Genomic DNA, 23,874 nt, shown 5'->3' with positions numbered 1-23,874 from the left:
ATACCGGCGGCCGGGGTCGAACCGGCACGCCCTCGCGGGCACTGGATTTTGAGTCCAGCGCGTCTGCCAATTCCGCCACGCCGGCATGATATGAAGAATGCAATTTTCCATCTTACTTGTACTTATGGAAAGGCGGTAACCGGATTTGAACCGGTGATAGAGGTTTTGCAGACCTGTGCCTTACCACTTGGCTATACCGCCGAGATATTGCTATTTGAAAAAAACTGGGCTAGCTGGATTCGAACCAACGAATGACAGAGTCAAAGTCTGTTGCCTTACCGCTTGGCGATAGCCCAATAAAGAGGGCGACCGATGGGAATTGAACCCACGAATGCCGGATCCACAAACCGGTGCGTTAACCACTTCGCCACGATCGCCATAATATTAAGTTAAACAACAGGGGTAGTAGGAATTGAACCCACACTGACGGTTTTGGAGACCGTAGTTCTACCTTTAAACTATACCCCTATGGAACAACCTTGGATTTTAATCCAAAAAAAATGGAGGGAGGCAGATTCGAACTGCCGAACCCGAAAGAGCGGATTTACAGTCCGCCGCGTTTAGCCACTTCGCTATCCCTCCATCATATAAAAAATGGTCCGAGACGGATTCGAACCGCCGACACCTTGAGCTTCAATCAAGTGCTCTACCAACTGAGCTATCAGACCAAAATAAAATTGTAAAAACGGCTCCGACGGGATTTGAACCCGCGATCTCCTGCGTGACAGGCAGGCATGTTGACCCCTACACCACGGAACCAATGGAGGTTGACGGGATCGAACCGCCGACATCCTGCTTGTAAGGCAGACGCTCTCCCAGCTGAGCTAAACCTCCAGGGCTTGAAACAATGATCCGTACGGGAATCGAACCCGTGTTACCGCCGTGAAAGGGCGGTGTCTTAACCGCTTGACCAACGGACCAAGATATTTATTATACTGGGAATACGGAGAGTAAGGGATTCGAACCCTTGAGACAGTTTAACCCGCCTACACGATTTCCAATCGTGCTCCTTCGGCCTCTCGGACAACTCTCCAAGGTTCCGATAAAATCTTATTCATATTAAATGCATGAGACTTAACCGAAAAACTCCGCAAGTAGGACTCGAACCTACGACATCATGATTAACAGTCATGCGCTACTACCAACTGAGCTATTGCGGAAAAACGAAATGCGCGGCAACGTCCTAGTCTCACAAAGGGAAACCCTTCACTACAATCGGCGCTAAGAAGCTTAACTTCTGTGTTCGAGATGGGAACAGGTGTGACCTTCTTGCCATCGTCACCGCACATTTTTCAAGAGAACGTTGTTCTCTCAAAACTGAATCTACAAAAGTAAAGGGAACCCGAAAACACCGCTTGAGTTTTCTTCTTTTAAAAATTGGTTAAGTCCTCGACCGATTAGTATTGGTCCGCTCCATACATCGCTGTACTTCCACTCCCAACCTATCTACCTGATCATCTCTCAGGGGTCTTACTCACTTAAAGTGATGGGAAATCTCATCTTGAGGGGGGCTTCACGCTTAGATGCTTTCAGCGTTTATCCCGTCCACACATAGCTACCCAGCGATGCTCTTGGCAGAACAACTGGTACACCAGCGGTGTGTCCATCCCGGTCCTCTCGTACTAAGGACAGCTCCTCTCAAATTTCCAACGCCCGCGACGGATAGGGACCGAACTGTCTCACGACGTTCTGAACCCAGCTCGCGTACCGCTTTAATGGGCGAACAGCCCAACCCTTGGGACCGACTACAGCCCCAGGATGCGATGAGCCGACATCGAGGTGCCAAACCTCCCCGTCGATGTGAACTCTTGGGGGAGATAAGCCTGTTATCCCCAGGGTAGCTTTTATCCGTTGAGCGATGGCCCTTCCATGCGGAACCACCGGATCACTAAGCCCGACTTTCGTCCCTGCTCGACTTGTAGGTCTCGCAGTCAAGCTCCCTTCTGCCTTTACACTCTACGAATGATTTCCAACCATTCTGAGGGAACCTTTGGGCGCCTCCGTTACATTTTTGGAGGCGACCGCCCCAGTCAAACTGCCCGTCTGACACTGTCTCCCTGCTCGCTAAGAGCAGCGGGTTAGAGTGGTCATATCACAAGGGTAGTATCCCACCGTTGCCTCCTCCGAGACTGGCGTCCCGGTATCTTCGGCTCCTACCTATCCTGTACATGTGATACAAACACGCAATATCAAACTGCAGTAAAGCTCCATGGGGTCTTTCCGTCCTGTCGCGGGTAACCAGCATCTTCACTGGTACTATAATTTCACCGAGTCTCTCGTTGAGACAGTGCCCAAATCGTTACGCCTTTCGTGCGGGTCGGAACTTACCCGACAAGGAATTTCGCTACCTTAGGACCGTTATAGTTACGGCCGCCGTTTACTGGGGCTTCAATTCAAAGCTTCGCTTGCGCTAACCTCTCCTCTTAACCTTCCAGCACCGGGCAGGCGTCAGCCCCTATACGTCATCTTTCGATTTTGCAGAGACCTGTGTTTTTGATAAACAGTCGCTTGGGCCTATTCACTGCGGCTGACCTTGCGGTCAGCACCCCTTCTCCCGAAGTTACGGGGTCATTTTGCCGAGTTCCTTAACGAGAGTTCTCTCGCACACCTTAGGATTCTCTCCTCAACTACCTGTGTCGGTTTGCGGTACGGGCAGTTACTTTCTCACTAGAAGCTTTTCTTGGCAGTGTGACATCAGGAACTTCGCTACTAAATTTCGCTCCCCATCACAGCTTGTCCTTGAGAGAAAAAGCATTTCACTCGTTCTCAGACTTGCTGCTTGGACACACATTTCCGATCGTGTGCATTCCTTAGCCTCCTGCGTCCCTCCATCGCTCAAACAAAAGCAACTGGTACAGGAATATCAACCTGTTGTCCATCGCCTACGCCTATCGGCCTCAGCTTAGGTCCCGACTAACCCTGGGAGGACGAGCCTTCCCCAGGAAACCTTAGTTATTCGGTGGACGGGATTCTCACCCGTCTTGCGCTACTCATACCGGCATTCTCACTTCTAAGCGCTCCACCAGTCCTCACGATCTGGCTTCGATGCCCTTAGAACGCTCTCCTACCACGGAACCCAATGGGTTCCATCCACAGCTTCGGTGATCTGTTTAGCCCCGGTAAATTTTCGGCGCAGGGTCACTCGACTAGTGAGCTATTACGCACTCTTTAAATGATGGCTGCTTCTGAGCCAACATCCTAGTTGTCTGTGCAACCCCACATCCTTTTCCACTTAACAGATACTTTGGGACCTTAGCTGGTGGTCTGGGCTGTTTCCCTTTTGACTACGGATCTTATCACTCGCAGTCTGACTCCCGGATCTAAATCAATGGCATTCGGAGTTTATCTGAATTCGGTAACCCGAGAAGGGCCCCTAGTCCAAACAGTGCTCTACCTCCATGATTCGCATATCCGAGGCTAGCCCTAAAGCTATTTCGGAGAGAACCAGCTATCTCCAAGTTCGATTGGAATTTCTCCGCTACCCACACCTCATCCCCGCACTTTTCAACGTGCGTGGGTTCGGTCCTCCAGTGCGTATTACCGCACCTTCAACCTGGACATGGGTAGGTCACTTGGTTTCGGGTCTACGACCTCATACTTATTCGCCCTATTCAGACTCGCTTTCGCTGCGGCTCCGTCTTTTCAACTTAACCTCGCATGAAATCGTAACTCGCCGGTCCATTCTACAAAAGGTACGCCATCACCCATTAACGGGCTTTGACTACTTGTAGGCACACGGTTTCAGGTACTGTTTCACTCCCCTTCCGGGGTGCTTTTCACCTTTCCCTCACGGTACTGGTTCACTATCGGTCACTAGGGAGTATTTAGCCTTGGGAGATGGTCCTCCCGGATTCCGACGGAATTTCTCGTGTTCCGCCGTACTCAGGATACTGGTAGAGCTGATTTGGATTTCGCATACGGGGCTATTACCCTATCTTGCGCAACTTTCCAGTTGGCTTCTGCTATCCATTGCAGTCTCATGTCCCAGTCCTACAACCCCAAAGAGCAAGCTCTTTGGTTTGGGCTTTTCCCGTTTCGCTCGCCGCTACTAAGGGAATCGAATTTTCTTTCTCTTCCTGCAGGTAATGAGATGTTTCAGTTCCCTGCGTGTTCCTCGATACACCTATGTATTCAGTGTAACGTAATATCCTATCAAAGATATTGGGTTGCCCCATTCGGAAATCTCCGGATCAAAGCTTACTTACAGCTCCCCGGAGCATATCGGTGTTAGTCCCGTCCTTCATCGGCTCCTAGTGCCTAGGCATCCACCGTGCGCCCTTATTCACTTAACCTATGGTTAAGCTCGCCATTGCTGGCTTGCTAACTTATTTCGTTAAAAACTCATTTAAGTCAACTTAAAACGCGGTAAAATGTTTAGGTTTCTTACTTTATTTTTGTAGTATTCAGTTTTCAAAGAACAACTTTTTCTTGCTTGAGAGATTGATCTCTCAAAACTGAACAAAGAATGATTGAACCAAGCAAGGATTCCATTATATTCCTTAGAAAGGAGGTGATCCAGCCGCACCTTCCGATACGGCTACCTTGTTACGACTTCACCCCAATCATCTGTCCCACCTTAGGCGGCTGGCTCCATAAAGGTTACCTCACCGACTTCGGGTGTTACAAACTCTCGTGGTGTGACGGGCGGTGTGTACAAGACCCGGGAACGTATTCACCGCGGCGTGCTGATCCGCGATTACTAGCGATTCCGGCTTCATGCAGGCGAGTTGCAGCCTGCAATCCGAACTGAGAATGGCTTTAAGAGATTCGCTTGACCTCGCGGTCTTGCTGCTCGTTGTACCATCCATTGTAGCACGTGTGTAGCCCAGGTCATAAGGGGCATGATGATTTGACGTCATCCCCACCTTCCTCCGGTTTGTCACCGGCAGTCTCATTAGAGTGCCCAACTGAATGCTGGCAACTAACAATAGGGGTTGCGCTCGTTGCGGGACTTAACCCAACATCTCACGACACGAGCTGACGACAACCATGCACCACCTGTCACTTTGTCCCCGAAGGGAAAGTCCTATCTCTAGGATTGTCAAAGGATGTCAAGACCTGGTAAGGTTCTTCGCGTTGCTTCGAATTAAACCACATGCTCCACCGCTTGTGCGGGTCCCCGTCAATTCCTTTGAGTTTCAGCCTTGCGGCCGTACTCCCCAGGCGGAGTGCTTAATGCGTTAGCTGCAGCACTGAAGGGTGGAAACCCTCCAACACTTAGCACTCATCGTTTACGGCGTGGACTACCAGGGTATCTAATCCTGTTTGCTCCCCACGCTTTCGAGCCTCAGCGTCAGTTACAGACCAGAGAGTCGCCTTCGCCACTGGTGTTCCTCCATATATCTACGCATTTCACCGCTACACATGGAATTCCACTCTCCTCTTCTGCACTCAAGTTCCCCAGTTTCCAATGACCTTCCACGGTTGAGCCGTGGGCTTTCACATCAGACTTAAGGAACCGCCTGCGCTCGCTTTACGCCCAATAAATCCGGACAACGCTTGCCACCTACGTATTACCGCGGCTGCTGGCACGTAGTTAGCCGTGGCTTTCTGGTCAGATACCGTCAAGGCTGGAGCAGTTACTCTCCAACTTGTTCTTCTCTGACAACAGAGTTTTACGATCCGAAAACCTTCTTCACTCACGCGGCGTTGCTCCGTCAGACTTTCGTCCATTGCGGAAGATTCCCTACTGCTGCCTCCCGTAGGAGTTTGGGCCGTGTCTCAGTCCCAATGTGGCCGATCACCCTCTCAGGTCGGCTACGTATCATCGTCTTGGTGAGCCGTTACCTCACCAACTAACTAATACGCCGCGGGTCCATCCATAAGCGACAGCACAAAGGCCGTCTTTCCTTTCCCGATCATGCGATCAAGAAAACTATGCGGTATTAGCACCCGTTTCCGGATGTTATCCCCCTCTTATGGGCAGGTTACCCACGTGTTACTCACCCGTTCGCCACTATCTTCTCAGTGGAAGCAAGCTTCCATAGAAAAGACCGTTCGACTTGCATGTATTAGGCACGCCGCCAGCGTTCGTCCTGAGCCAGGATCAAACTCTCATGTAATGTGGGCTCTTGTACAGAAACCCTCATGAAAAGCTGAATAGCTCTTAATTTCTTGCTGACTTTATGTTTGCGATACGATGTATCGCCTTCGTTTGCTTCGACCGAAGTCTAAGCTCCCTGCACATTTGGTTCGTTCATTCTTTGTTCAGTTTTCAAAGGTCAATCGCGCATCACTCGTTACGTGATAGCTTATTAATATTATCATGGTCACCACATCTTGTCAACAGTTTTGAAAAATTAATTTTCTGACTGTCGGTTAGATGAATCAGCAACTTTCATATGATAACATCGTTTTATCTTGCTGTCAACAATGATTCTTATCTTGCCGTTGCCTTACAAAAGACAACTTCATAATACTATCATCATTTCAAATCTGTGTCAAACAGATTTCAGAATAAAACGCATCGGATTACCGAGGAACTAAACTTTACCACAAAAATGTAAGCCTTGTCAATGGCATTACATCAGCATTGTTACGGATCAGTCATTTTCCGGGCAACTCGCTAAATTTTTCAAATCGAGCAATGCATATACTGTATTTCCCGATAATACTGCTGAACCAGCAAGAGCAAATTAAAGAGGCAACCTCAAATTGCGAGGCTGCCTCACTTCATGGTTGTAGCACTAGTTCCTGTAATTTATCTACCAACACTGAAACCGTTGGTATTTAAAGGTAATCTTCGTTGACATGATCTTCGTTCATGTGAGTCTTACAAACTTCCGGACTTCTTTTCCACTGAATGAGGAACATGGCCACAATATGAAGTTGTACAACTGAAGATTCATCAAACATTTAAACGGGGCATCTCGCCACTCACATTTAAACACGAATCTTCTTCGAGATCACATTCTAGGTTTACTCGCCTAAAATGCCTCTCACTTCTGAACCTTTATCCATTCTATTACGGTTTTAACTTCACAGGTTAAATCAATTTTTCATAGTTTTTCAATCTAATCTAAATCTTTTCTGCTGCTACGTTACTTTTTTCATTCAATCTGTCATGTTGAATCTTTTCTAGATTTTTCGGGTCTATACTTAAAGTCTCTACTCGATCATGAATGAAATTAAAACCATAAGATGCAAGAACTTCAATTGGTTCTATGTAAAGAATTCATTTTATACAACCCTTTCGAGTTATATACCCTTCCTTCTTTACACTGTAATAATAACATGAAAACGCTTGCTTTGCAAGTAAATGTTGACTATTTTTTTTAATTATTTGAATTTTTTTATTTATTCCCCCAAGTTTCCGGCTGACTTTATGGCTACAATTTTAGTGTCTTCAGCTTCTATTCAACTGCCTATACACTTTCCATGACAGTACGGCTCTTCAGCAATGATAGAACGCAATTAAGGGCCGCCTTCCAGCAGCCCCCAATTCGATCAGTGCTTCGTCTTGACGACGACAGCTTCATTCACTTGCACCAATTCATCATTTAAATACACAACTAACTCTGGTCCTTCTTCTATAGTGAGGGTCACTTCTCCACCGATCACTTGCACATCAAGCAGGCTGCCGCGGAAATTGATTTTGAAATCATAGCCTTGCCAATTTTTAGGAACGAATGGTTTGAAATGCAGGGCGCCCTCTTTCACGCGCATTCCGGTAAAGCCTTGAACGATAGCCAACCAGGCACCGCTCATCGAAGTGACGTGGAGCCCGTCATCCGTATCATTGTTGTAGTTGTCCAGATCGAGCCTAGCGGTGCGCGCATATAATTCAACAGCTTTTTCTTCCTCCCCAAGTTCCGCAGCCAGGACAGCGTGCACAGATGGGGACAAGGAAGATTCGTGCACAGTCATCGCTTCATAGAAATCAAAGCTGCGTCTCTTTTCTTCCATACTGTACTGATCATTCAGGAAATAGATGCTCTGCAGCACATCGGACTGTTTGATGAACGGGGATCGCAGGATTTTATCCCATGACCAATGCTGATTCAAAGGCCTTTCGCTCGGATCCAACGTATCGGCAGGACGAAGGTCTTTATCAAGGAACGTGTCATGCTGTACGAAAACGCCCAGCTCTTCATCATACGGATAATACATCCGGGCAATGATATCTTTCCAGTGATCCGTTTCCCTTTCCGTCAGGCCGTGCTCTGCCCATTTCTCAGTGGACACTTTTTTGAGCGCGTCCAGCGTGTACTGCAGTGTCCAGGTTGCCATGTTGTTGGTGTGATAATTGTTGTTTACGTTGTTTTCGTACTCGTTTGGGCCAGTCACGCCATGGATCATGTATTTTTGATTGCGTTTTGAAAAATGGACACGATCCGCCCAGAACCGGGAAATGCCGACAAGGACATCGATCCCTGTTTCGAGGAGATAGCTTTCATCCCCTGTGTAGTTCGTATAGTTGTAGATGGCATGCGCGATTGCCCCGTTGCGGTGGATTTCTTCGAAGGTGATCTCCCACTCATTGTGGCATTCGACCCCGGTAAAAGTCACCATCGGATACAAAGCGCCTTTCAGCCCCTGCTGGCGTGCGTTGTGATAAGCACCGGGCAACTGCTGATGACGATAGCGCAATAACTGGCGGGTCACTTTCGGATCGGCCACGGACAGGTACATCGGCACCATGTATGCCTCCGTATCCCAATAGGTGGCGCCGCCGTATTTTTCGCCGGTGAAGCCTTTCGGACCGATGTTCAACCGCTCGTCTTCACCGTAACAGGTAGAAAACAGTTGAAAAAGATTGAAGCGGATCCCTTGCTGCGCTTCATCATTTCCCATTATCTTCACATCCGCTTTCGCCCATCGTGCTTCCCAAGCGCGTTCATGCGCGGAAAAAAGCGCATCGTAGCCTTCCACTGCCGCTTCACCGGCCATCTTTTTGGCGATGAACGCCTGCTCAGCATCCGGAATGTCCCGGCTGGTGATGACGGCGACATACTTGTCCAAAACGGCCTTTTCGCCAGCTGAAATACTCCCTGAAAAAGTTTCTTCTACTAATAGGCCGCTTTCGTTGCTGCCGGTTTGCCCCAGTCCGGAAATGCGGTTGCTCATTGCTGCAGTGACCGTGAACTGATCGATCCCGAACGGATTCGGAATCGTTTTGGTGCTCAGACTGACAGGCGCATCCAGCGTGCGACCAGCTTCCTCCCAGAACATTTCCTCGTAATTCGCATCCTCATTCGTCACGTTGCCATCCAGACGCGGATGGAATTCCAGGTCGGCCGAGCCTTTCAGCACTTCTGCCGTTACCCGCACGAGGCAAAGCTCCTTCTGCGAGATGCTGACGAAGCGTTCAAAAGTGAACTTGATTTCCGCAGCATCGTCCTCGCTTTTCCAAAGGAAGCTACGGTTTAACACGCCGCGCTGCATGTCCAATTCCATATGGAAATCCGCGACAGGCTGTTTCGCCTCAAGCGGTTCGCCATCGATGAAGATACCGACGGCAATGAAGTTCATGGCATTGATGACTTTCCCGAAATATTCGGGGTATCCGTTCTTCCACCAGCCCACACGCATTTTGTCGGGATACCAGACTCCCGCCAAGTAGGTCCCTTCATGGGTATCCCCTGAGTAACCCTCCTCAAAATTGCCGCGCATCCCCATATAGCCATTGCCGATTGAAGTCAAGCTTTCCTGCAGCCGCTTCTCTTCTTTGTCCAATACAGCCGTCTTTATTTTCCAAGGATCGATATCAAAGAGTCTTTTCATATAACAGTCCTTCTTTCCGGAATCAGATGCCGGTCCTTTTCGGAGCCCGCATAAAAATGATTGTTCTGATGACTCCATTATCCCAATTTTGGCCGCATCCACGCAAGCGCAACCATGCATTACTCTATAATATTTCTCATGTACTTTCAGACCTCGATCAGCAGCGCTTCCCCGTAACTCTTGAACAAAATCGGCACGCCGCGGGTTTCCAGCAAACATTCATTGATTTGATAGTCCTGGTCATCCAACTGATTACGGTAAACACCATCCGGCAAATTGACGGCAACTTTGGCAGCTTTCCCATCAAGGCAGAATATGCCCGTCAGCCTTTCATTCCCGAATCGGTATTGGCCGATCACCGTTTCCGATCCTGAAGCAGCTTTAAGGTCATAACTCCCGTCCCGCACGGCTGCTTCCCCTTTGAAACGTTGCAGCCGCTGCAGCAATGGTGTCAAATCCTCCTCATAGTTCCACACAATCGGGTCCTTTTCGAACAGACCCGGCAAGTGCGCCGTCGCGATTTCCTGTCCGCCGAAGAGCAGCAGCGTCCCTTTCTGGAAATAGGCAAAAGCAGTCCAATTCCGCAACCTGCCGATATCCTCGATTTTCGAACGGATGCGCAGATGATCATGGTTTTCTAGGAAACGCAGTTTGACGTAATTCACGGGGTAGATGCCGTCCTGGAATAGAAGCACATCGAGATAATTTTTGAGGCTGATTTCCCCCCAGAAGTAAGCCTGCTGGAAATCGTGCACATCATAGTCGTAGGTGATATCGAAGGCTTCATACAATTCACTGTCGGAATGGCCGATATTGCCGCGATCCCGGTTCATCCTCAGAAAACTCGGGTGCACTGATTCGGCCAACCAGACGACGCCTTCTTTGACTTCTGAGACTTCTTTTCTGGCGCGGACCCAAAATTCCAGCGGCACGAGACTCGCCACATCGCAGCGGAAGCCATCAACAACGGAAGCCCATTGCTTCAATGTCTCGATTTGGTAATCCCACAAATCCGAATGACTGTAATCCAAGTCGACGATATCGTACCACTCGCCGATTTTATTGCCCATTTCGCCGTTCGGTCTGCGGTAAAACCACTCCGGATGCTGTTCGACAAGCCATGAATCCGGCGAAGTGTGATTATAGACGACATCGATCATCACCTTCATGCCCAAATCACGGATCGCGGCGGCCAACACTTTAAAGTCATCCATCGTCCCGTAGGCAGGATTGACAGCCCGGTAATCTTTGATAGCGTAGGGACTGCCTTCCACACCTTTACGCTTCGTTTCACCGATGGGATGGATCGGCATAAACCAGATGATGTCGGCCCCCAGCCCCTTGATGCGTTGCAGATCCGGGATGATGGCGTTAAAAGTCCCTTCCGGTGTGTGGTTACGCACATAGATGCAATAAATGATTTGATTCCGCAAATTCAAGAATGTGTCTTTCGCCATAAGGATCCCCCTTTAACAAACTAACTATTGTAAACCGTCTGAAAAACAGCCACCCCATAAGGCCCAAGGTGCAAGGTTTCCCCTTCCAGCCTGTTCCCTCCATTCTGCAACAGAATCTGGCGGTAGCCATCGGGCTCCAACTGATGAAGCACAAACTCCTTCGGTTGGTCCGTCACGTTGCAGATGACAAGGCCGACTTGTTTGTCCATCACCCGCTCATAGACATAGAAGTCATCGTGCGTATTCCAGAGATGATTGTCGCCTTCGACGAACAGATCCGTCTTTTTCAGATCCAATACTTTCCGATAAAAATGCAGAATGCTATCGGGATCGGCTTCTTCCGCGGCTACGTTATAATCCGCTTCGACGTTGACGCCACTCCACGGGGCTACCGTCGAAAAACCGGCAAAAGCCGACTGATCCCATTGCATCGCACCACGACTGGCATCCTTGGAACTTTCCCGCAGATTGTACAGAACCGCCTCTTCGCTGTACCCCAACGCGAGTGCGTCCTTATAGAACGTCTTGGCTTCCGGAGATTTAAAATCTTTGATGTCATTCAAAAATAGATTTTTCATCCCAAGCTCCTCCCCATTCAGGATGAAGGGAATGCCTTTCTGAAGATACATCAGAGCCGCCAGCATTTTCGCGCTGTTATCGCGGTGCTTACTGTCGTCCCCAATCCGGGAAACGACCCGAGCCATATCGTGGTTGTTCCAATAGAGCGTCGGACCGCCGACATCCGCCATGACTTTCTGCCACTCCTGAAGATTTTTCTTGAAGGCGCCGTAAAGCAGCTTCGTCTTTTGCATATTCGAGGAGAGGCGCGGATCTTTCGATTTTTCATCCATCGTGAAATAACGGAAAGTGATGACCGTGTCGCAGCCGCCGAGAACGGGATCGGTATAGGAACGCGCCAGCTCGACGGTTGCCGAAGCTGCCTCCCCGACGATGAAGGTGTCCGGATAGCGTTCCCGCAAAGTCGAGGTGAAGAATTTCATGTACTCGTTGATTTTTGGAAGATTGGCGTAATAATTCTCAGCCAAGCCGATTTCCCCTTCATCCAGCCCTTCCACATCCGGAAAACCTTCTTCCTTTTGCAGATGGATAAAAGCATCCAAACGGAAACCGTCGACTCCCTTATCGAGCCAGAAAAACGCGATATCGACCATTGCGCGCCGCACTTCCGGATTGGCCCAATTCAGATCAGGCATTTCTTTCGCAAACAGATGGAAATAATATTGGTCACCGGATGGTTCCTTTTCCCAGACAGTTCCGGTGAAAAAAGATTCCCAATTATTAGGCAGATCCTGCCCACCGTTTTTGCCGTCCGCCCAGATATAATAATCGCGGTACGGATTGTCTTTCCCCTTTAAGGCTTCCTGGAACCACGGATGCTGGTCCGAAGTATGGTTCATTACGAAATCGAAAATGACTTTGATGCCGCGTTTATGCGCTTCAAAAATCAGCTCTTCAATTTCTGCCATCGTCCCGAAAATCGGATCGATCTCGAGAAAGTCGGAAATGTCATAGCCATTATCGACTTTCGGTGATTTGAAGATCGGGTTCAGCCAAATCATGTTGACGCCTAAATTTTGGATATACTCCAAGCGGTTGATGATGCCGCGAATGTCCCCGACACCATCCCCGTCGGAATCTTGAAAACTCATCGGATACACTTGATATACAATCAATCCATGCCACCATTCACGCACATTTCCCATACCCAAAACCTCACTTCTTAAGTTAAAAAATAGCAGGAACAATTCTTACCTTAAGCTTACCCAAAAGGCCTCATAAAAACAAATGACAGGATATGATGTTGCCCATACTTTGCAGCAATCCATCATTTTCTGTACGATTTCCCCATTTCCTTGGTATAATGATGAAGTTAAAGCAATTAAACTAACTTACTCATCAACCAAAAGGAGTCCTCATCCATGAAAAAAACAATTGGATTCATAGGCAGCGGGAATATGGGCGGAGCCATCATCGGCGGGCTTGTCGGTTCTACGCTTGTTTCACCAAACCAAGTCATCGTATCCAGCCAAGACAACGAAAGCCTGCAATCCTTGAAGGACCAATACGGCATCCGCATCGCGGGCGATAACAGCCAGGTGGCAACCGAAGCGGATATCCTCTTTTTGGCTGTCAAACCGAATATCTACAACATCGTCATCGACGAAATCAAAACAGCCATCAAAGAAAATGTCGTAGTCGTTACGATTGCAGCCGGGAAAAGCTTAAGCGACATCGAAGAGCGCTTCGGCCGCAAGGTGAAAGTAGTCCGCGCTATGCCGAACACACCTGCTTTGGTCGGCGAAGGCATGACCGGAATCTGCGCAAACGAAGTGGTGAACGTAGCGGAGCTGACGGACGTCAAAAACATCTTTGACAGCTTCGGTCGCAGCGAAATGGTTGCGGAATACATGATGGATGCGGTGACAGGCGTCAGCGGTTCATCTCCGGCCTTGGTCTTCATGTTCATCGAATCTTTGGCCGATGGCGCCGTCCGTGGCGGAATGCCCCGCCAACAGGCCTACAAATTTGCGGCACAGGCTGTCCTCGGATCTGCGAAAATGGTTCTGGAAACCGGCAAACACCCAGGCGAACTGAAGGATATGGTCTGCTCTCCGGGCGGAACAACGATCGAAGCAGTTGCGGAATTGGAAAAAAACGGATTCCGATCCGCAGTCATTTCGGCAGTTCAGACAACCATCGACAAATCCATCGCCATGAGCAACCCGAAAGAAAACTGAATCTAACCAAAACGAAGAGGAATGTCCTGAAATGGGATATTCCTCTTCGTTTTGGTTTGGTTACAGAATCGTCTCTTCTGTGGTTCGGATTCGTGGTGGACTTCTCCGCCAGAATGGTTTTGACAGGGAATCTCTGAGCAGAAATTTAATTTCCATACATTCCACCTTCTATCAGGAACAAAAAAAACTCTCCCTCGAAAAATCGAAAGGAGAGCTCATGTTCATTTACTGATTAATGGTGGTGATGATGTCCTGCAGCTTCCGCTCCGTCATCAATATCTTCTTTTTGGATGCCTTTTTCCTGACATTCAGGACAAATGCCATAGACTTCCATGCGGTGATGGCCGACTTGGAAACCGGTCAAATTTTCGGCAACCATCTCCACATCATCCAATACCGGATAATAGAGATCGACGATTTTCCCGCAACTTTCACAGATCGCGTGATAATGTTGCGTGTTGCTGAAGTCAAAACGGCTCGAAGCATCCCCGTAGGCCAATTCCTTCACGAAACCGATTTTTACGAAAAGTCTCAAGTTATTGTAGACAGTGGCTGCACTCATGTTAGGAAAACGATCGGCCAATGCTTTGTAGATATCATCCGCTGTCGGGTGCATCCTTGACTCGACCAAATATTCCAAAATCGCGTAACGTTGTGGTGTGATCCGGATATTCGCGTTCTTCATTTTTTCAATTGAATCATTTACGATTGTATGATGCATTGTCTATCCCCCCTCTTCTGGAATGGCTTGTATATGATAGTCATTATAATTTACATTTAGCTGAATTCATCATATATCGATTTGCCGAAAATAGCAATACATAAGCTCTTAACATTCAAAATAAATACTTACTTTTTATTATCATGCCGCAGATGGAAACGAATCCAGAATAACAGTTTTCAAACAACAATCTTGTCGCCCTTTACATGGCCACGGGATTAGTATATTCTTAATTTGGATTATTTTTTTTTACATCATTTATCGACTTGGAGCTGAAACTATATGAAACTTGGCGCCCGCACCTTTAAAACGGGTCTCGCCGTCGCATTAGCAATGATCGTCGCTCAATACTTCGGATTCGAAGGCGGAGGCGTCATCGCAGGCATCGCCGCCATTTATTCCACCCAACCTTCGCTTGGCCGTTCTTACACCAACCTGAAGAGCCGGATCATGGCCAATACAATCGGTGGCTTGGTAGCCGTTTTCGTCGTCATGACTTTGGGATACAACATCTATCTGGTCGGTATTTCAGTGATGTTGTTGATTGCCATCCTGAACGCCCTCAAGCTCGAAGATGTGATCGGACTGTCGATCGTGACACTGATTGTCATCATGGTCGGTACGGATGACAACCTGATGTTAAGCGCCGCTTATCGTGTGCTGGAGACATTCATCGGTGTCATCATTGCCTTTTTGGTCAATACATTCGTGGCTCCGCCGCGTTACGACGAACGCCTGTACCACACAGTGGATTATGCAACTACCGAGTTTCTGATCTGGATCCGTGCCGGTTTGCGCAAGAATACCGAATACTCGATCATGAACAATGACCTGAAATGGGCACGTACGCAACTCAAAAAAATGGACAATCTCTACCAGTATTTGACTGAAAGCGGCTTGTTCAACAAAAAAAATAAATACCAGAACAAAAAGATGCTGGTAGTCTACCGAAAAATGATCCAAACGACCCGATCAGCTTTCCACGTTCTGGAAGTGCTGCACGATTACGAGAATGTTTTCTATCAATTTCCTGTCGAAATGCGCATCATGATCCGAGAACGCCTGGAAACCTTGATGAGCGGACATGAGCAGATTATGCTGAAATTCAGCGGACGCGTTCCGGCCAATCAAGTCAATTTCTTTGAAGCCAACAAAGACCAGCGCCACGAACTGATGGATGTCTTTTTCCAGCGCGCTCAAGAAGAAAGTGATTTCGGCAAATACAGCAGTTCCGAAAGCTACGGTATCATCCATCTGATGAGTGCCATCCTGGCCTACGAAGACGATCTGGTTCACTTCAACAAACTGGTTCGCAGCTACAAAGCGACTCCGGGCAATAAATCAAAAAACATCAATAATATCGAAGATATCATCCATTAAAAAAGGTCTCCGGAAATCGTTCCGGAAACCTTTTTTTATTCGTCTAGTTTTGGAAAGCCCATCTCTCGATGGCGTGGGCAACACCATCTTCTTCGTTGGATAAGGTGATTTCGTTCGCAATGCTCTTCAGATTGTCCGTTCCATTGGACATCACGACTCCCAGACCAGCAACTTGGATCATTTCATAATCGTTCTCGCCGTCTCCCAGTGCCATCACTTCGTCCATCGCGATTCCCAGATGATCCGCCAACTTCGTCAAAGCCGTGCCCTTGTTTGAACTCTTCTCCATCACTTCTACAAGGAAATCTTGGCTGCGCACGATATAGAAGTCATTCCGCATCTGATCGGGAATGGCTGATTCAATGACATCCACCTCATTCGGATCGCCGATGTAAAGGATCTTCATCAAGCCAATCTCTTCTGTAATCGCTTTGGGATCCAAAACGCTGATGTTCATGTTGACGATGGTGGCATCCTTCTGCATCGATTCCGTCACTTCGTCTTCCAAGCTGTAGTAATGGTGTTCGCCGACCAACAGCGTCCCGGCCGAAAAACCTTTGCCGAACTCGTAAATTTCCTGCACTTCGGCAAGCCTCAACGTTTTTTTGTAGACCGTTTCATCCGTGTCCGCCCTCAGGATGTAGGCGCCATTCTGAGCGATGATGTAGTCCTCGTGTTCCCCGAATCCCAGTTCATCCGCATAAGGCTTGATGCCTGCAGGCGGCCGGCCTGTGCAGAGCACGATTTTGATGCCCCGGCGCATCGCCTCCTGGATCGTCTCTTTTACCCTTTGCGTCATTACTTTCTGCTCATTGACCAACGTGCCATCGATATCGATTGCGATCATTTTTATCATCTGTGAACCCACCCCATCATTCTCATTCGATGTATTTACCTTTTCATTGTACCAAAAAATGCTTTACGGTGTGATAATCTTGCATCAGAGCGGGTGAAAAATGTTACAAAGAACAGCAGCCAGGCTTCCGCCTGGGGTCACCAACTCCGGCGTGCCGAGGCTTTGCCGGAGCTACGGGCTGATCCGGCTGCTCTTCTACTGCGAACAACCGGCCGCCGGAGGTGGGAGCTGATTTGGCCGCTCTCCTCCGGCAAACACCCAGCAACCGGAGGAAAGCGCAAATCCAGCCGCTCTCCTCCGGCAAACAACCCGTAACCGGAGGACAGCTCCAGTCTGTTCCAACACGCTAAAAAACGGTCGCCTCAAATGAAGCGACCGCCCGGACTACCGTTATTTATTCTTCATGAGCACTGTTACGGACAAGTTTTCAACCCGGATGCGGGATAGTCCTTCAACTGTTCTCGGTTCACCCAAGTTTACTTTTCCATCCTCGATCAACACCCGATAATCCCCGGTTTCGACATCAAAATCGATGGCATTCGTCTGGCCATTGAAGATGACGTAGTATAACTTTTTCGTGTCCTCCAACTGATAGACGACAATCTGATAATCGGCTTTCAGGATATTCATGTGTCCCTTGACTTCATCGATGGTCCGCAACCTGAATAAAGGCTCCAGTTTGCGCAAGGCAATCAAACCTTTCATGTAATCCACCGCCTGCTTCATTTCGGAACGGAGATGCCAATCCATACGGTTGACCGAATCGGGTGCATTGTAACTGTTCTCGAGCCCATTCTTTGTCCGCATAAATTCTTGCCCAGCATGAATGAACGGAATGCCTTGGCTCAGCAAAACGAAGCTGCTTGCCAAAAGGTGGCGCCGCATCCGGGAATCTTCCTCATCCCACGGCATCGAAATCTTCAGTTTGTCATAAAGCGTCAAGTTGTCGTGCGCCTCAACATATTGCACCATCTGAGCCGGAGTTCTGTAGGTGCCTCGGCTGGCGGGATAATACGCTCCTCCCTGCAAATTGGTGGCGATCCAACCTTCCATGAACGGTTTTCCGGTGACAAAACCGGTGTCATTCCCGCTGTTGAAGTCGGAACCCTTGATCGCTTCGCGCAACGCATCATTAAAATGAGCCACACCCGGCATGCGGTCCGCATTCTGTTGGACAGCCTTTTCGGAAGGCGGCAAGTTGGTGTTCAGGTTCCATCCTTCGCCAAGCATGATGATGGAGGGATCGATTTCATCCAAAGCGATACGGATTTCGTTCATCGTTTCGATATCGTGGATCCCCATCAAGTCGAAGCGGAATCCGTCCATGTGGAAATTCTTTGCCCAATACGTGATGCTGTCGATGATGTATTTGCGCATCATGTAACGCTCAGAAGCAGTATCGTTGCCGACACCGGTCCCGTTGGAGAGCGTTCCATCAGGATTTTTGCGGAAATAATAACCAGGTACCGTTTTTTCCAACGCGTGCAGTTTCGGTAGATAAACATGATTGTAAACGACGTCCATGATGACACGGATTCCCGCATCATGCAGCCCTTGGATCATTTCCTTCATTTCCAGGATCCGCACTTCCGGTTGATAGGGATTGGTTGCGTAGGAGCCTTCCGGAACATTGAAGTTCTGCGGGTCATAGCCCCAATTGTACTGTTCCAATGGTTTCAGTTCATTGACTGTGGAAAAATCGGCCATCGGTAAAAACTGGACATGGGTCACACCCATTTCTTTAAGGTAATCCAGCCCTGTTTTATCGCCATCAGCCGATAAGGTCCCTTGCTCGACCACGCCCAAGAATTTGCCTTTGTTTATAACTCCGCTTGTCGGGGAAATCGTGAAGTCACGAATATGTAATTCATAAATAATGGCGTCGACTGGTGAAGCGATCGGCTCCAATCGGGCTCCCCATCTTTCAGGATTCGTGTTTACTGCATCCAGGATGACGGAGCGTTCTCCGTTTGCGGTTGTCGCATAGCTATAGGGATCGACTGTTTCCACAACTTTGCCATCCGGAAAAGTAATGGCGTATTTGTAGGCAGTTCCCGCATAGTCTCCAATCATAATGAGTTCGTGAGTCCCTCTTCCACCTTTCCCCATCATGTGTCTTTTCTTCTCTTTGCGATACAGGCTTTCATAAACAATCACTTCTACGCTGAGCGCAGTCGGAGCCCACAGCCGCAGGATAGTTCTTTGCGGTGTATAGAGCGCTCCTAATTCTCCATCAAATGAATACTTTTTATCAAAAACAGGCGACTGTACAAGTTGCTCTAGTCGATCATCTAAATTATCCAAGTTATATTGATAATAAGTAGTCGATAGAACGTCAGTCCGTTTCCGTTCATCAACTTGTATGTACATGACATTACCTCCGAAAAATCTCTTTTCTGGTGAAATTGCGTTTAAGCAGCTGTCTATTGTGCAACGGCCTCCAAATTTGCCTGCATGTTTGTGAAATACATAATCTTCGACCTACACAGAACACCTTCGGATAAAACGCTTACATCTTTTGTTTACGCCATAATTATACATCAGAAACATGATAATATCAATATTCCGAAGAGCATCTCAGGAAGTAAAAACAATAATGTTTTTGTGTTATCCTAACTGAGATGATTTGTGAAGTACAGATGCTGGCAGGTTGACTTATCCACTTTATTGTGAGCGGAAACACGAAAAAACCACTAAAAAGCTCGCTTATACTGGACAATCCGATACATGCGAGCTTTATATTCTGTGATTTATTGGTAAGGCTTGTGTTCGAACCTACACTGTTGATGCCATCTTAACGTTACTCAGCTACAGCTTCTGCTCCATCTATTACCTGATCAAATGAAGGATCACTCGGCTCTTCCGGAGGAACTGTTGGTTCAACGACTGGCTCTACATAATCATAAGTTGGCGCAACGTAGGTCGGCACTTGATAAACCGGTGCTTCGTACACTTCCTCTTCGATAACTGGCTCCTCGGTTACAGTGACTGGCGCCACCGGAACGACCAATGATGGAGCAATAGGTGTGTAGGCAGGCTTTTCACCTTCAACATACAGACCGGCCGTAGTATCGACCATTTTTGTTCGTAGGCTGTTGGCAAAGAGTTCTCCATAAAGTTGCTGTCCGGTTTCGTTCAATTCCAAACCAGCTGCATCCATATAGTTGGCCAACGTTTCGCTGCGGTTCGTCAACTCAGCTAAGAAATCTGCATGCAGGTCATACAACGGAACAGTGAAAGCTGCATTTTCTTCCACCAGATTATTGGTATAGTTCCGATAATCCAAGGAACGTGAATTCCAATCAGCCATTTTGGACTCTGCCGGAGGTGGCGTCACCAAGACGATCAGCGTATCAGGCAAAGCAGCCCTGATTTCATCATAAATCTTGTAGATGTTTTGCGTCGAATCCACCAAACTGATATCAACCACTTGATCGGTTTTCGTCGGGATCGTGTAAAAAATGACATCCGGATTGCTGGCGACCATTTCCTGAACATACTGGCTACTCAGATAAACCGAGCTGCTATCAGAAGGGTAGCTGAAGAAAGAAGTCGACAGGTTTTCTAGCGGAAAATCTGTCTGAATACCGGCAATGGCGGACTTGGCCCAAGCTGCATCTGCTGCCACGGCACCGAAAAAGACGACATTGACTTCCTTCGTATGATGATGGACATACTGCAGATAATCAACAACCGATGCATTGCTTCGGTTCTCAGCAAAAGCGGCCAAGAACTGCGCATACGCTTCGGATGTGTCGCTCTCTGCGACAATTGACTCTTGCGAGGAAACCACTTCAGAAACTGTTTCCGTCTGTTTTTCACCTTCGTTCAATAAAGCCTCTTTTTTACCGGCCGCGTATTTATATCCAAAAAGAACAATGGCAATCGTAAGGATACCCATGATGGAAACAAGCACTATTTCCTTTTTTTTCATTCTGATTCCTCCAATATTTTAATCGTATTTCAAATATTGACTCTTTATTACAGATATATTTATAATAATATAACGGTTGTGTTAATGCACGGTATTTTTTTGAGTTAGCGCACATTTCCGATAAAAAACCAGCCGATCATTACGCTCGACTGGTTTTTTATTATTTTGGATTCATCACGAGTTTTGCTGATTATGCGACAGCTGACAGTACCGCTCATACCATAAGTCGACGTATTCCTTGGAGAATGGACCTTTTTCTTCGTTGATCCAGCTCACCAAAATCTTGACGTTCTCCTTCAGGATATGGTCGATCTCTTTTGGGTAATTCATGCGATTTCGATGCAATTCATACTCATCTACATCAAGCAAACGTTTTTCACCATCAGGAAAAACTTTAATGTCCAAATCATAATCGATGTACTTCAATGCTTCCTGGTCGATCACATAAGGCGATGCCAGATTGCAATAGTAGGAGACACCCTTTTGGCGGATCATGGTGACGATGTTGAACCAATAATGCTTATGGTAATACAACAATGCAGGCTCTCTGGTGACCCAGCGACGCCCATCTGCTTCCGTTACTAAGGTGTGATCATTACAGCCGATTATGGATTGGTCACTAGTTTTTAATACCATGGTGTCACGCCACGTTCGATGCAGGCTGCCGTCATGCTTATAACTCTTTATGGTGATGAATTCTCCCTCCCGAGGATTATGCATCACGGTGCCCAACTTTCTTCAACTATTTGAGCCCTCGCCGGAAATTATTTCGGCGGAACTCTCAACTTTCAGTTCATTGAACAGTATATCATAGAATGGAAATGGATTGCGAAATTTTAGCCATTATAAGCCAAATTCTTTTCGGGTCTGTTGCTTGAATTGTTGCCACATTTTTTGCTGCGGCACCGGGAATGCATAATCGGCAAAATCATTTTCGCTGACCCAACGGCATTGTTCGGGTAAACGGCTATCCTCTTTCGTTAATACGCGTCCGTAATAGCCGGTGATGTGCCATTTTATATGACTGAAAACATGATTGACAGATCCCGTCTCCGCCTTCAACCAGACCGGCTTCAAGCCGTATTTCTCAGCCACAACTTCGGAAAGCTTCGCTTCGATCTGGTTAAAGGAGGGCAGCTTTTTGTCGGATTTGTTTGCAGTTTCTGTCAACTTCTGGAATTCCTCCGCAACCAGCAGTTCCGTCTGGATGCTGGCCGCCGATTCTGGTTCCGCAGCCACTGTTCCGGGTATCGCATCGAGATCCAGTTGGATCAACGGAAACGTCCAAAAATCCGCCAGTAGCCCGCTGCTCGGACGCTTCTCCAAAAGGAACTGCTTTTCCTTGTTTTGCAGGATGATACCCTGCAGATTCATCGGTACCGGTCTTTTCGCTTTGCTTTTGACCGGATAAAGATGCATCGTCCCGTTTTTGTAGGCGGCATTGAAGGCCTTGATCGGGCTGATTTCAGGCTGCGGATTCAGCGGCGAACAGATGCTCGAGCCCAGATCCATCAACGCTTGATTGAAGTCGCCTGGTCGCTCCGGGTCGATCAGTTCCCGCACGACCGCTTCAAAAATTTTCCGGCTGGCTGGTTTGGCGATGTCGGCATCGATTTCGAACAACCGGCTCATGACGCGCATGACGTTTCCGTCGACTGCCGGCTCCGGTATCTGGAAAGCGATGCTGGAGACGGCGCCTGCTGTATACGGTCCGATGCCCTTCAGCTTAGCGATTTCCTGCGGATTCTTAGGGAAAACACCATTGTAATCGGCGACGATCTGTTGCGCCGCTTTCTGCATGTTCTTGACACGAGAATAATAACCCAGCCCTTCCCACGCCTTCAGGATCGCGTCTTCCGGCGCTGACGCCAGCGCTGCGATGTCCGGGAATTTATCCAGGAAATTATGATAATACGGGATGACCGTATCCACCCGTGTCTGCTGCAGCATGATTTCCGAAACCCAGATGCTGTAGGGATCGCTCGTCCGGCGCCAAGGCAGATCGCGTTTCTCTTTGTCGTACCAGTCCAACAGCGCTTTGCGGAAAGCCTGTATTTTCTCCGCCGGCCACATTTCGATGCCGGCTGCTTTGAATATTTTTTCGTGTTCCAAATTTGTCATTATTCAGCTTCCTGTTCCTTTTCTTCGATATAGGCGGAGATCAATTCTCCCGGGTAACCTTTTTGGTAAAGGCCAGACCTGACTTTTTGGTGCAGCTCACGGCCTTTCGCTTTGCGTTCATAACGGCGCCAAAGCTTGTCCCCTTGCAGGCGCAATGCGGCCATTTCATCCTCTTCCTCTTTCTCCGTTTCGATCTCGCCCATCACTTCCAGGACGATATCGGAAGGATAGCCTTTTTGATGCAGATGGAGACGGATCTTTGATGCCGCTTCATGCGAAGAAACCCGGCTTTGTTTGCGCAGTTGCTTCTCGGCAATCGTTTGAGCATTTTCCAGCTGCAGTTCATGCGGATATTGTTTCAGGGAAAAGGCGATGTCTTCTTCAGATAAGCCCTTTCCTTTCAGTTCGTTGGCGATGAGCTGCGGTCCCTTCAGGTTCAGGTTAGCCGCCGTGCGCGTGTAGCTTTCGCCATAGATTCGGTCATTGACGTAATTCTGATCCACCAGCCGCGTCAGCGCACGTTCGATTGCGTCCGGACTGATTTCTTCGTCGAGCAGTTTCTTGCGGACTTCTTTCTCGCTGCGCAGGCTGTAGGACAGGTAATTGACGGCTGTCGTGTAAGCCATGTAATCGTAATTTTCCTTCTCGATTTCAGCGCTGCGCTCTTTTGTGAGCGTCATGCCTTTATGCAAACCAACCTTGATCAATACAGCTTCCGATATCGGAAAGGCGTACTCTCCGTCGATGAAGACATTGAAGCGGTCCTTGCGTTTTTTCTGGATAGTTATTTTTGTGACAACAGGCAATTTCTCAGCCTCTTCTTCGGTATGGTCCATTCTCTACATCCTTTCGGCGAATCTCACTTGCTATTATACACACAAAATCCGAAAGGAACAAAACGTATGTTCGAAATCCCCGCCGCG

The 23,874-nt window shown here is 48.1% G+C and carries 12 protein-coding genes, 12 tRNA genes and 3 rRNA genes; 2 read left to right on the top strand and 25 right to left on the bottom strand.

Annotated features, from left to right (window positions below):
- Position 1 precedes the first annotated feature (1 nt).
- From ACKPCD_RS06550 to ACKPCD_RS06465, 18 genes are all read right to left on the bottom strand, one after another.
- Positions 2–85 (bottom strand) — tRNA-Leu (locus ACKPCD_RS06550).
- Between the two features lie 45 nt (positions 86–130).
- Positions 131–201 (bottom strand) — tRNA-Cys (locus tag ACKPCD_RS06545).
- A 23-nt stretch (positions 202–224) separates the two neighbouring features.
- Positions 225–296: transfer RNA gene (locus tag ACKPCD_RS06540), tRNA-Gln, on the bottom strand.
- 8 nt (positions 297–304) lie between these two features.
- Positions 305–377 (bottom strand) — tRNA-His (locus ACKPCD_RS06535).
- 20 nt (positions 378–397) lie between these two features.
- Positions 398–468: transfer RNA gene (locus ACKPCD_RS06530), tRNA-Trp, on the bottom strand.
- A 33-nt stretch (positions 469–501) separates the two neighbouring features.
- Positions 502–582 (bottom strand) — tRNA-Tyr (locus tag ACKPCD_RS06525).
- Between the two features lie 13 nt (positions 583–595).
- Positions 596–668 (bottom strand) — tRNA-Phe (locus ACKPCD_RS06520).
- Between the two features lie 18 nt (positions 669–686).
- Positions 687–759: transfer RNA gene (locus ACKPCD_RS06515), tRNA-Asp, on the bottom strand.
- A gap of 2 nt (positions 760–761) precedes the next feature.
- Positions 762–834: transfer RNA gene (locus tag ACKPCD_RS06510), tRNA-Val, on the bottom strand.
- Positions 835–848: 14 nt separating this feature from the next.
- Positions 849–920, bottom strand: a tRNA-Glu gene (locus tag ACKPCD_RS06505).
- 24 nt (positions 921–944) lie between these two features.
- A tRNA-Ser gene (locus ACKPCD_RS06500) sits at positions 945–1,033 on the bottom strand.
- A gap of 53 nt (positions 1,034–1,086) precedes the next feature.
- Positions 1,087–1,160, bottom strand: a tRNA-Asn gene (locus ACKPCD_RS06495).
- 10 nt (positions 1,161–1,170) lie between these two features.
- Positions 1,171–1,286, bottom strand: a 5S ribosomal RNA gene (gene rrf / locus ACKPCD_RS06490).
- Positions 1,287–1,377: 91 nt separating this feature from the next.
- Positions 1,378–4,292, bottom strand: a 23S ribosomal RNA gene (locus tag ACKPCD_RS06485).
- A gap of 211 nt (positions 4,293–4,503) precedes the next feature.
- Positions 4,504–6,062: ribosomal RNA gene (locus ACKPCD_RS06480) — 16S ribosomal RNA — on the bottom strand.
- Together the 16S, 23S and 5S rRNA genes with 12 tRNA genes alongside form the textbook arrangement of a ribosomal RNA operon.
- Before the next feature lie 1,384 nt (positions 6,063–7,446).
- Positions 7,447–9,723 (bottom strand): maltose phosphorylase MdxK, encoded by a 2,277-nt coding sequence (locus ACKPCD_RS06475; RefSeq protein ID WP_321434426.1) that lies wholly within the window; start codon positions 9,721–9,723, stop codon positions 7,447–7,449.
- 146 nt (positions 9,724–9,869) lie between these two features.
- The gene (locus tag ACKPCD_RS06470; RefSeq protein WP_321434425.1) at positions 9,870–11,180 is read right to left on the bottom strand and encodes an alpha-amylase family glycosyl hydrolase; all 1,311 of its coding nucleotides are present in this window, start codon (positions 11,178–11,180) and stop codon (positions 9,870–9,872) included.
- A 20-nt stretch (positions 11,181–11,200) separates the two neighbouring features.
- Positions 11,201–12,904, bottom strand: coding sequence for an alpha-glucosidase (locus tag ACKPCD_RS06465; protein ID WP_321434424.1), 1,704 nt, complete (start codon positions 12,902–12,904; stop codon positions 11,201–11,203).
- A gap of 216 nt (positions 12,905–13,120) precedes the next feature.
- Between ACKPCD_RS06465 and proC the strand changes: the two genes are divergently transcribed.
- Entirely contained in the window at positions 13,121–13,939 is an 819-nt protein-coding gene (gene proC / locus ACKPCD_RS06460) for a pyrroline-5-carboxylate reductase (protein WP_321434423.1), read from the top strand.
- 232 nt (positions 13,940–14,171) lie between these two features.
- Here the strand turns inward: proC and perR are convergent, their stop codons facing one another.
- A complete protein-coding gene (perR, locus tag ACKPCD_RS06455) occupies positions 14,172–14,660 on the bottom strand; it encodes a peroxide-responsive transcriptional repressor PerR (protein ID WP_321434422.1) in 489 nt (162 codons plus the stop codon).
- A gap of 282 nt (positions 14,661–14,942) precedes the next feature.
- On the opposite strand from perR, the gene ACKPCD_RS06450 reads away from it, so the two are divergent.
- Positions 14,943–16,040 carry an FUSC family protein gene (locus ACKPCD_RS06450; RefSeq protein ID WP_321434421.1) on the top strand — a complete coding sequence of 366 codons (1,098 nt, stop codon included), beginning with the start codon at positions 14,943–14,945 and terminating at the stop codon, positions 16,038–16,040.
- A 43-nt stretch (positions 16,041–16,083) separates the two neighbouring features.
- Here the strand turns inward: ACKPCD_RS06450 and ACKPCD_RS06445 are convergent, their stop codons facing one another.
- The 6 genes from ACKPCD_RS06445 to recX form a co-directional block, all read right to left on the bottom strand.
- Positions 16,084–16,896 (bottom strand): Cof-type HAD-IIB family hydrolase, encoded by an 813-nt coding sequence (locus ACKPCD_RS06445; protein WP_321434420.1) that lies wholly within the window; start codon positions 16,894–16,896, stop codon positions 16,084–16,086.
- Between the two features lie 390 nt (positions 16,897–17,286).
- A complete protein-coding gene (pulA, locus tag ACKPCD_RS06440; protein ID WP_321434419.1) occupies positions 17,287–19,266 on the bottom strand; it encodes a type I pullulanase in 1,980 nt (659 codons plus the stop codon).
- Positions 19,267–19,696: 430 nt separating this feature from the next.
- Positions 19,697–20,830, bottom strand: a complete 1,134-nt coding sequence (locus ACKPCD_RS06435; RefSeq protein WP_321434418.1) for an SGNH/GDSL hydrolase family protein — start codon at positions 20,828–20,830, stop codon at positions 19,697–19,699.
- Between the two features lie 174 nt (positions 20,831–21,004).
- Positions 21,005–21,550: a nucleoside tri-diphosphate phosphatase gene (gene ntdP, locus ACKPCD_RS06430; RefSeq protein WP_068561041.1), complete on the bottom strand. Its 546-nt coding sequence runs from the start codon at positions 21,548–21,550 to the stop codon at positions 21,005–21,007.
- A gap of 123 nt (positions 21,551–21,673) precedes the next feature.
- Entirely contained in the window at positions 21,674–22,951 is a 1,278-nt protein-coding gene (mutY, locus tag ACKPCD_RS06425; RefSeq protein WP_321434417.1) for an A/G-specific adenine glycosylase, read from the bottom strand.
- Positions 22,951–23,787 carry a recombination regulator RecX gene (recX, locus tag ACKPCD_RS06420; protein WP_321434416.1) on the bottom strand — a complete coding sequence of 279 codons (837 nt, stop codon included), beginning with the start codon at positions 23,785–23,787 and terminating at the stop codon, positions 22,951–22,953. Before recX ends, mutY begins: the two co-directional genes overlap by 1 nt.
- Between the last annotated feature and the right edge of the window lie 87 nt (positions 23,788–23,874).

This window comes from Trichococcus flocculiformis (assembly GCF_963662535.1).
Classification (GTDB): Bacteria; Bacillota; Bacilli; order Lactobacillales; family Aerococcaceae; genus Trichococcus; species Trichococcus flocculiformis.
Note: the sequence above shows the minus strand (reverse complement) of the source record. Positions and strands in the feature narration are given on the sequence as shown.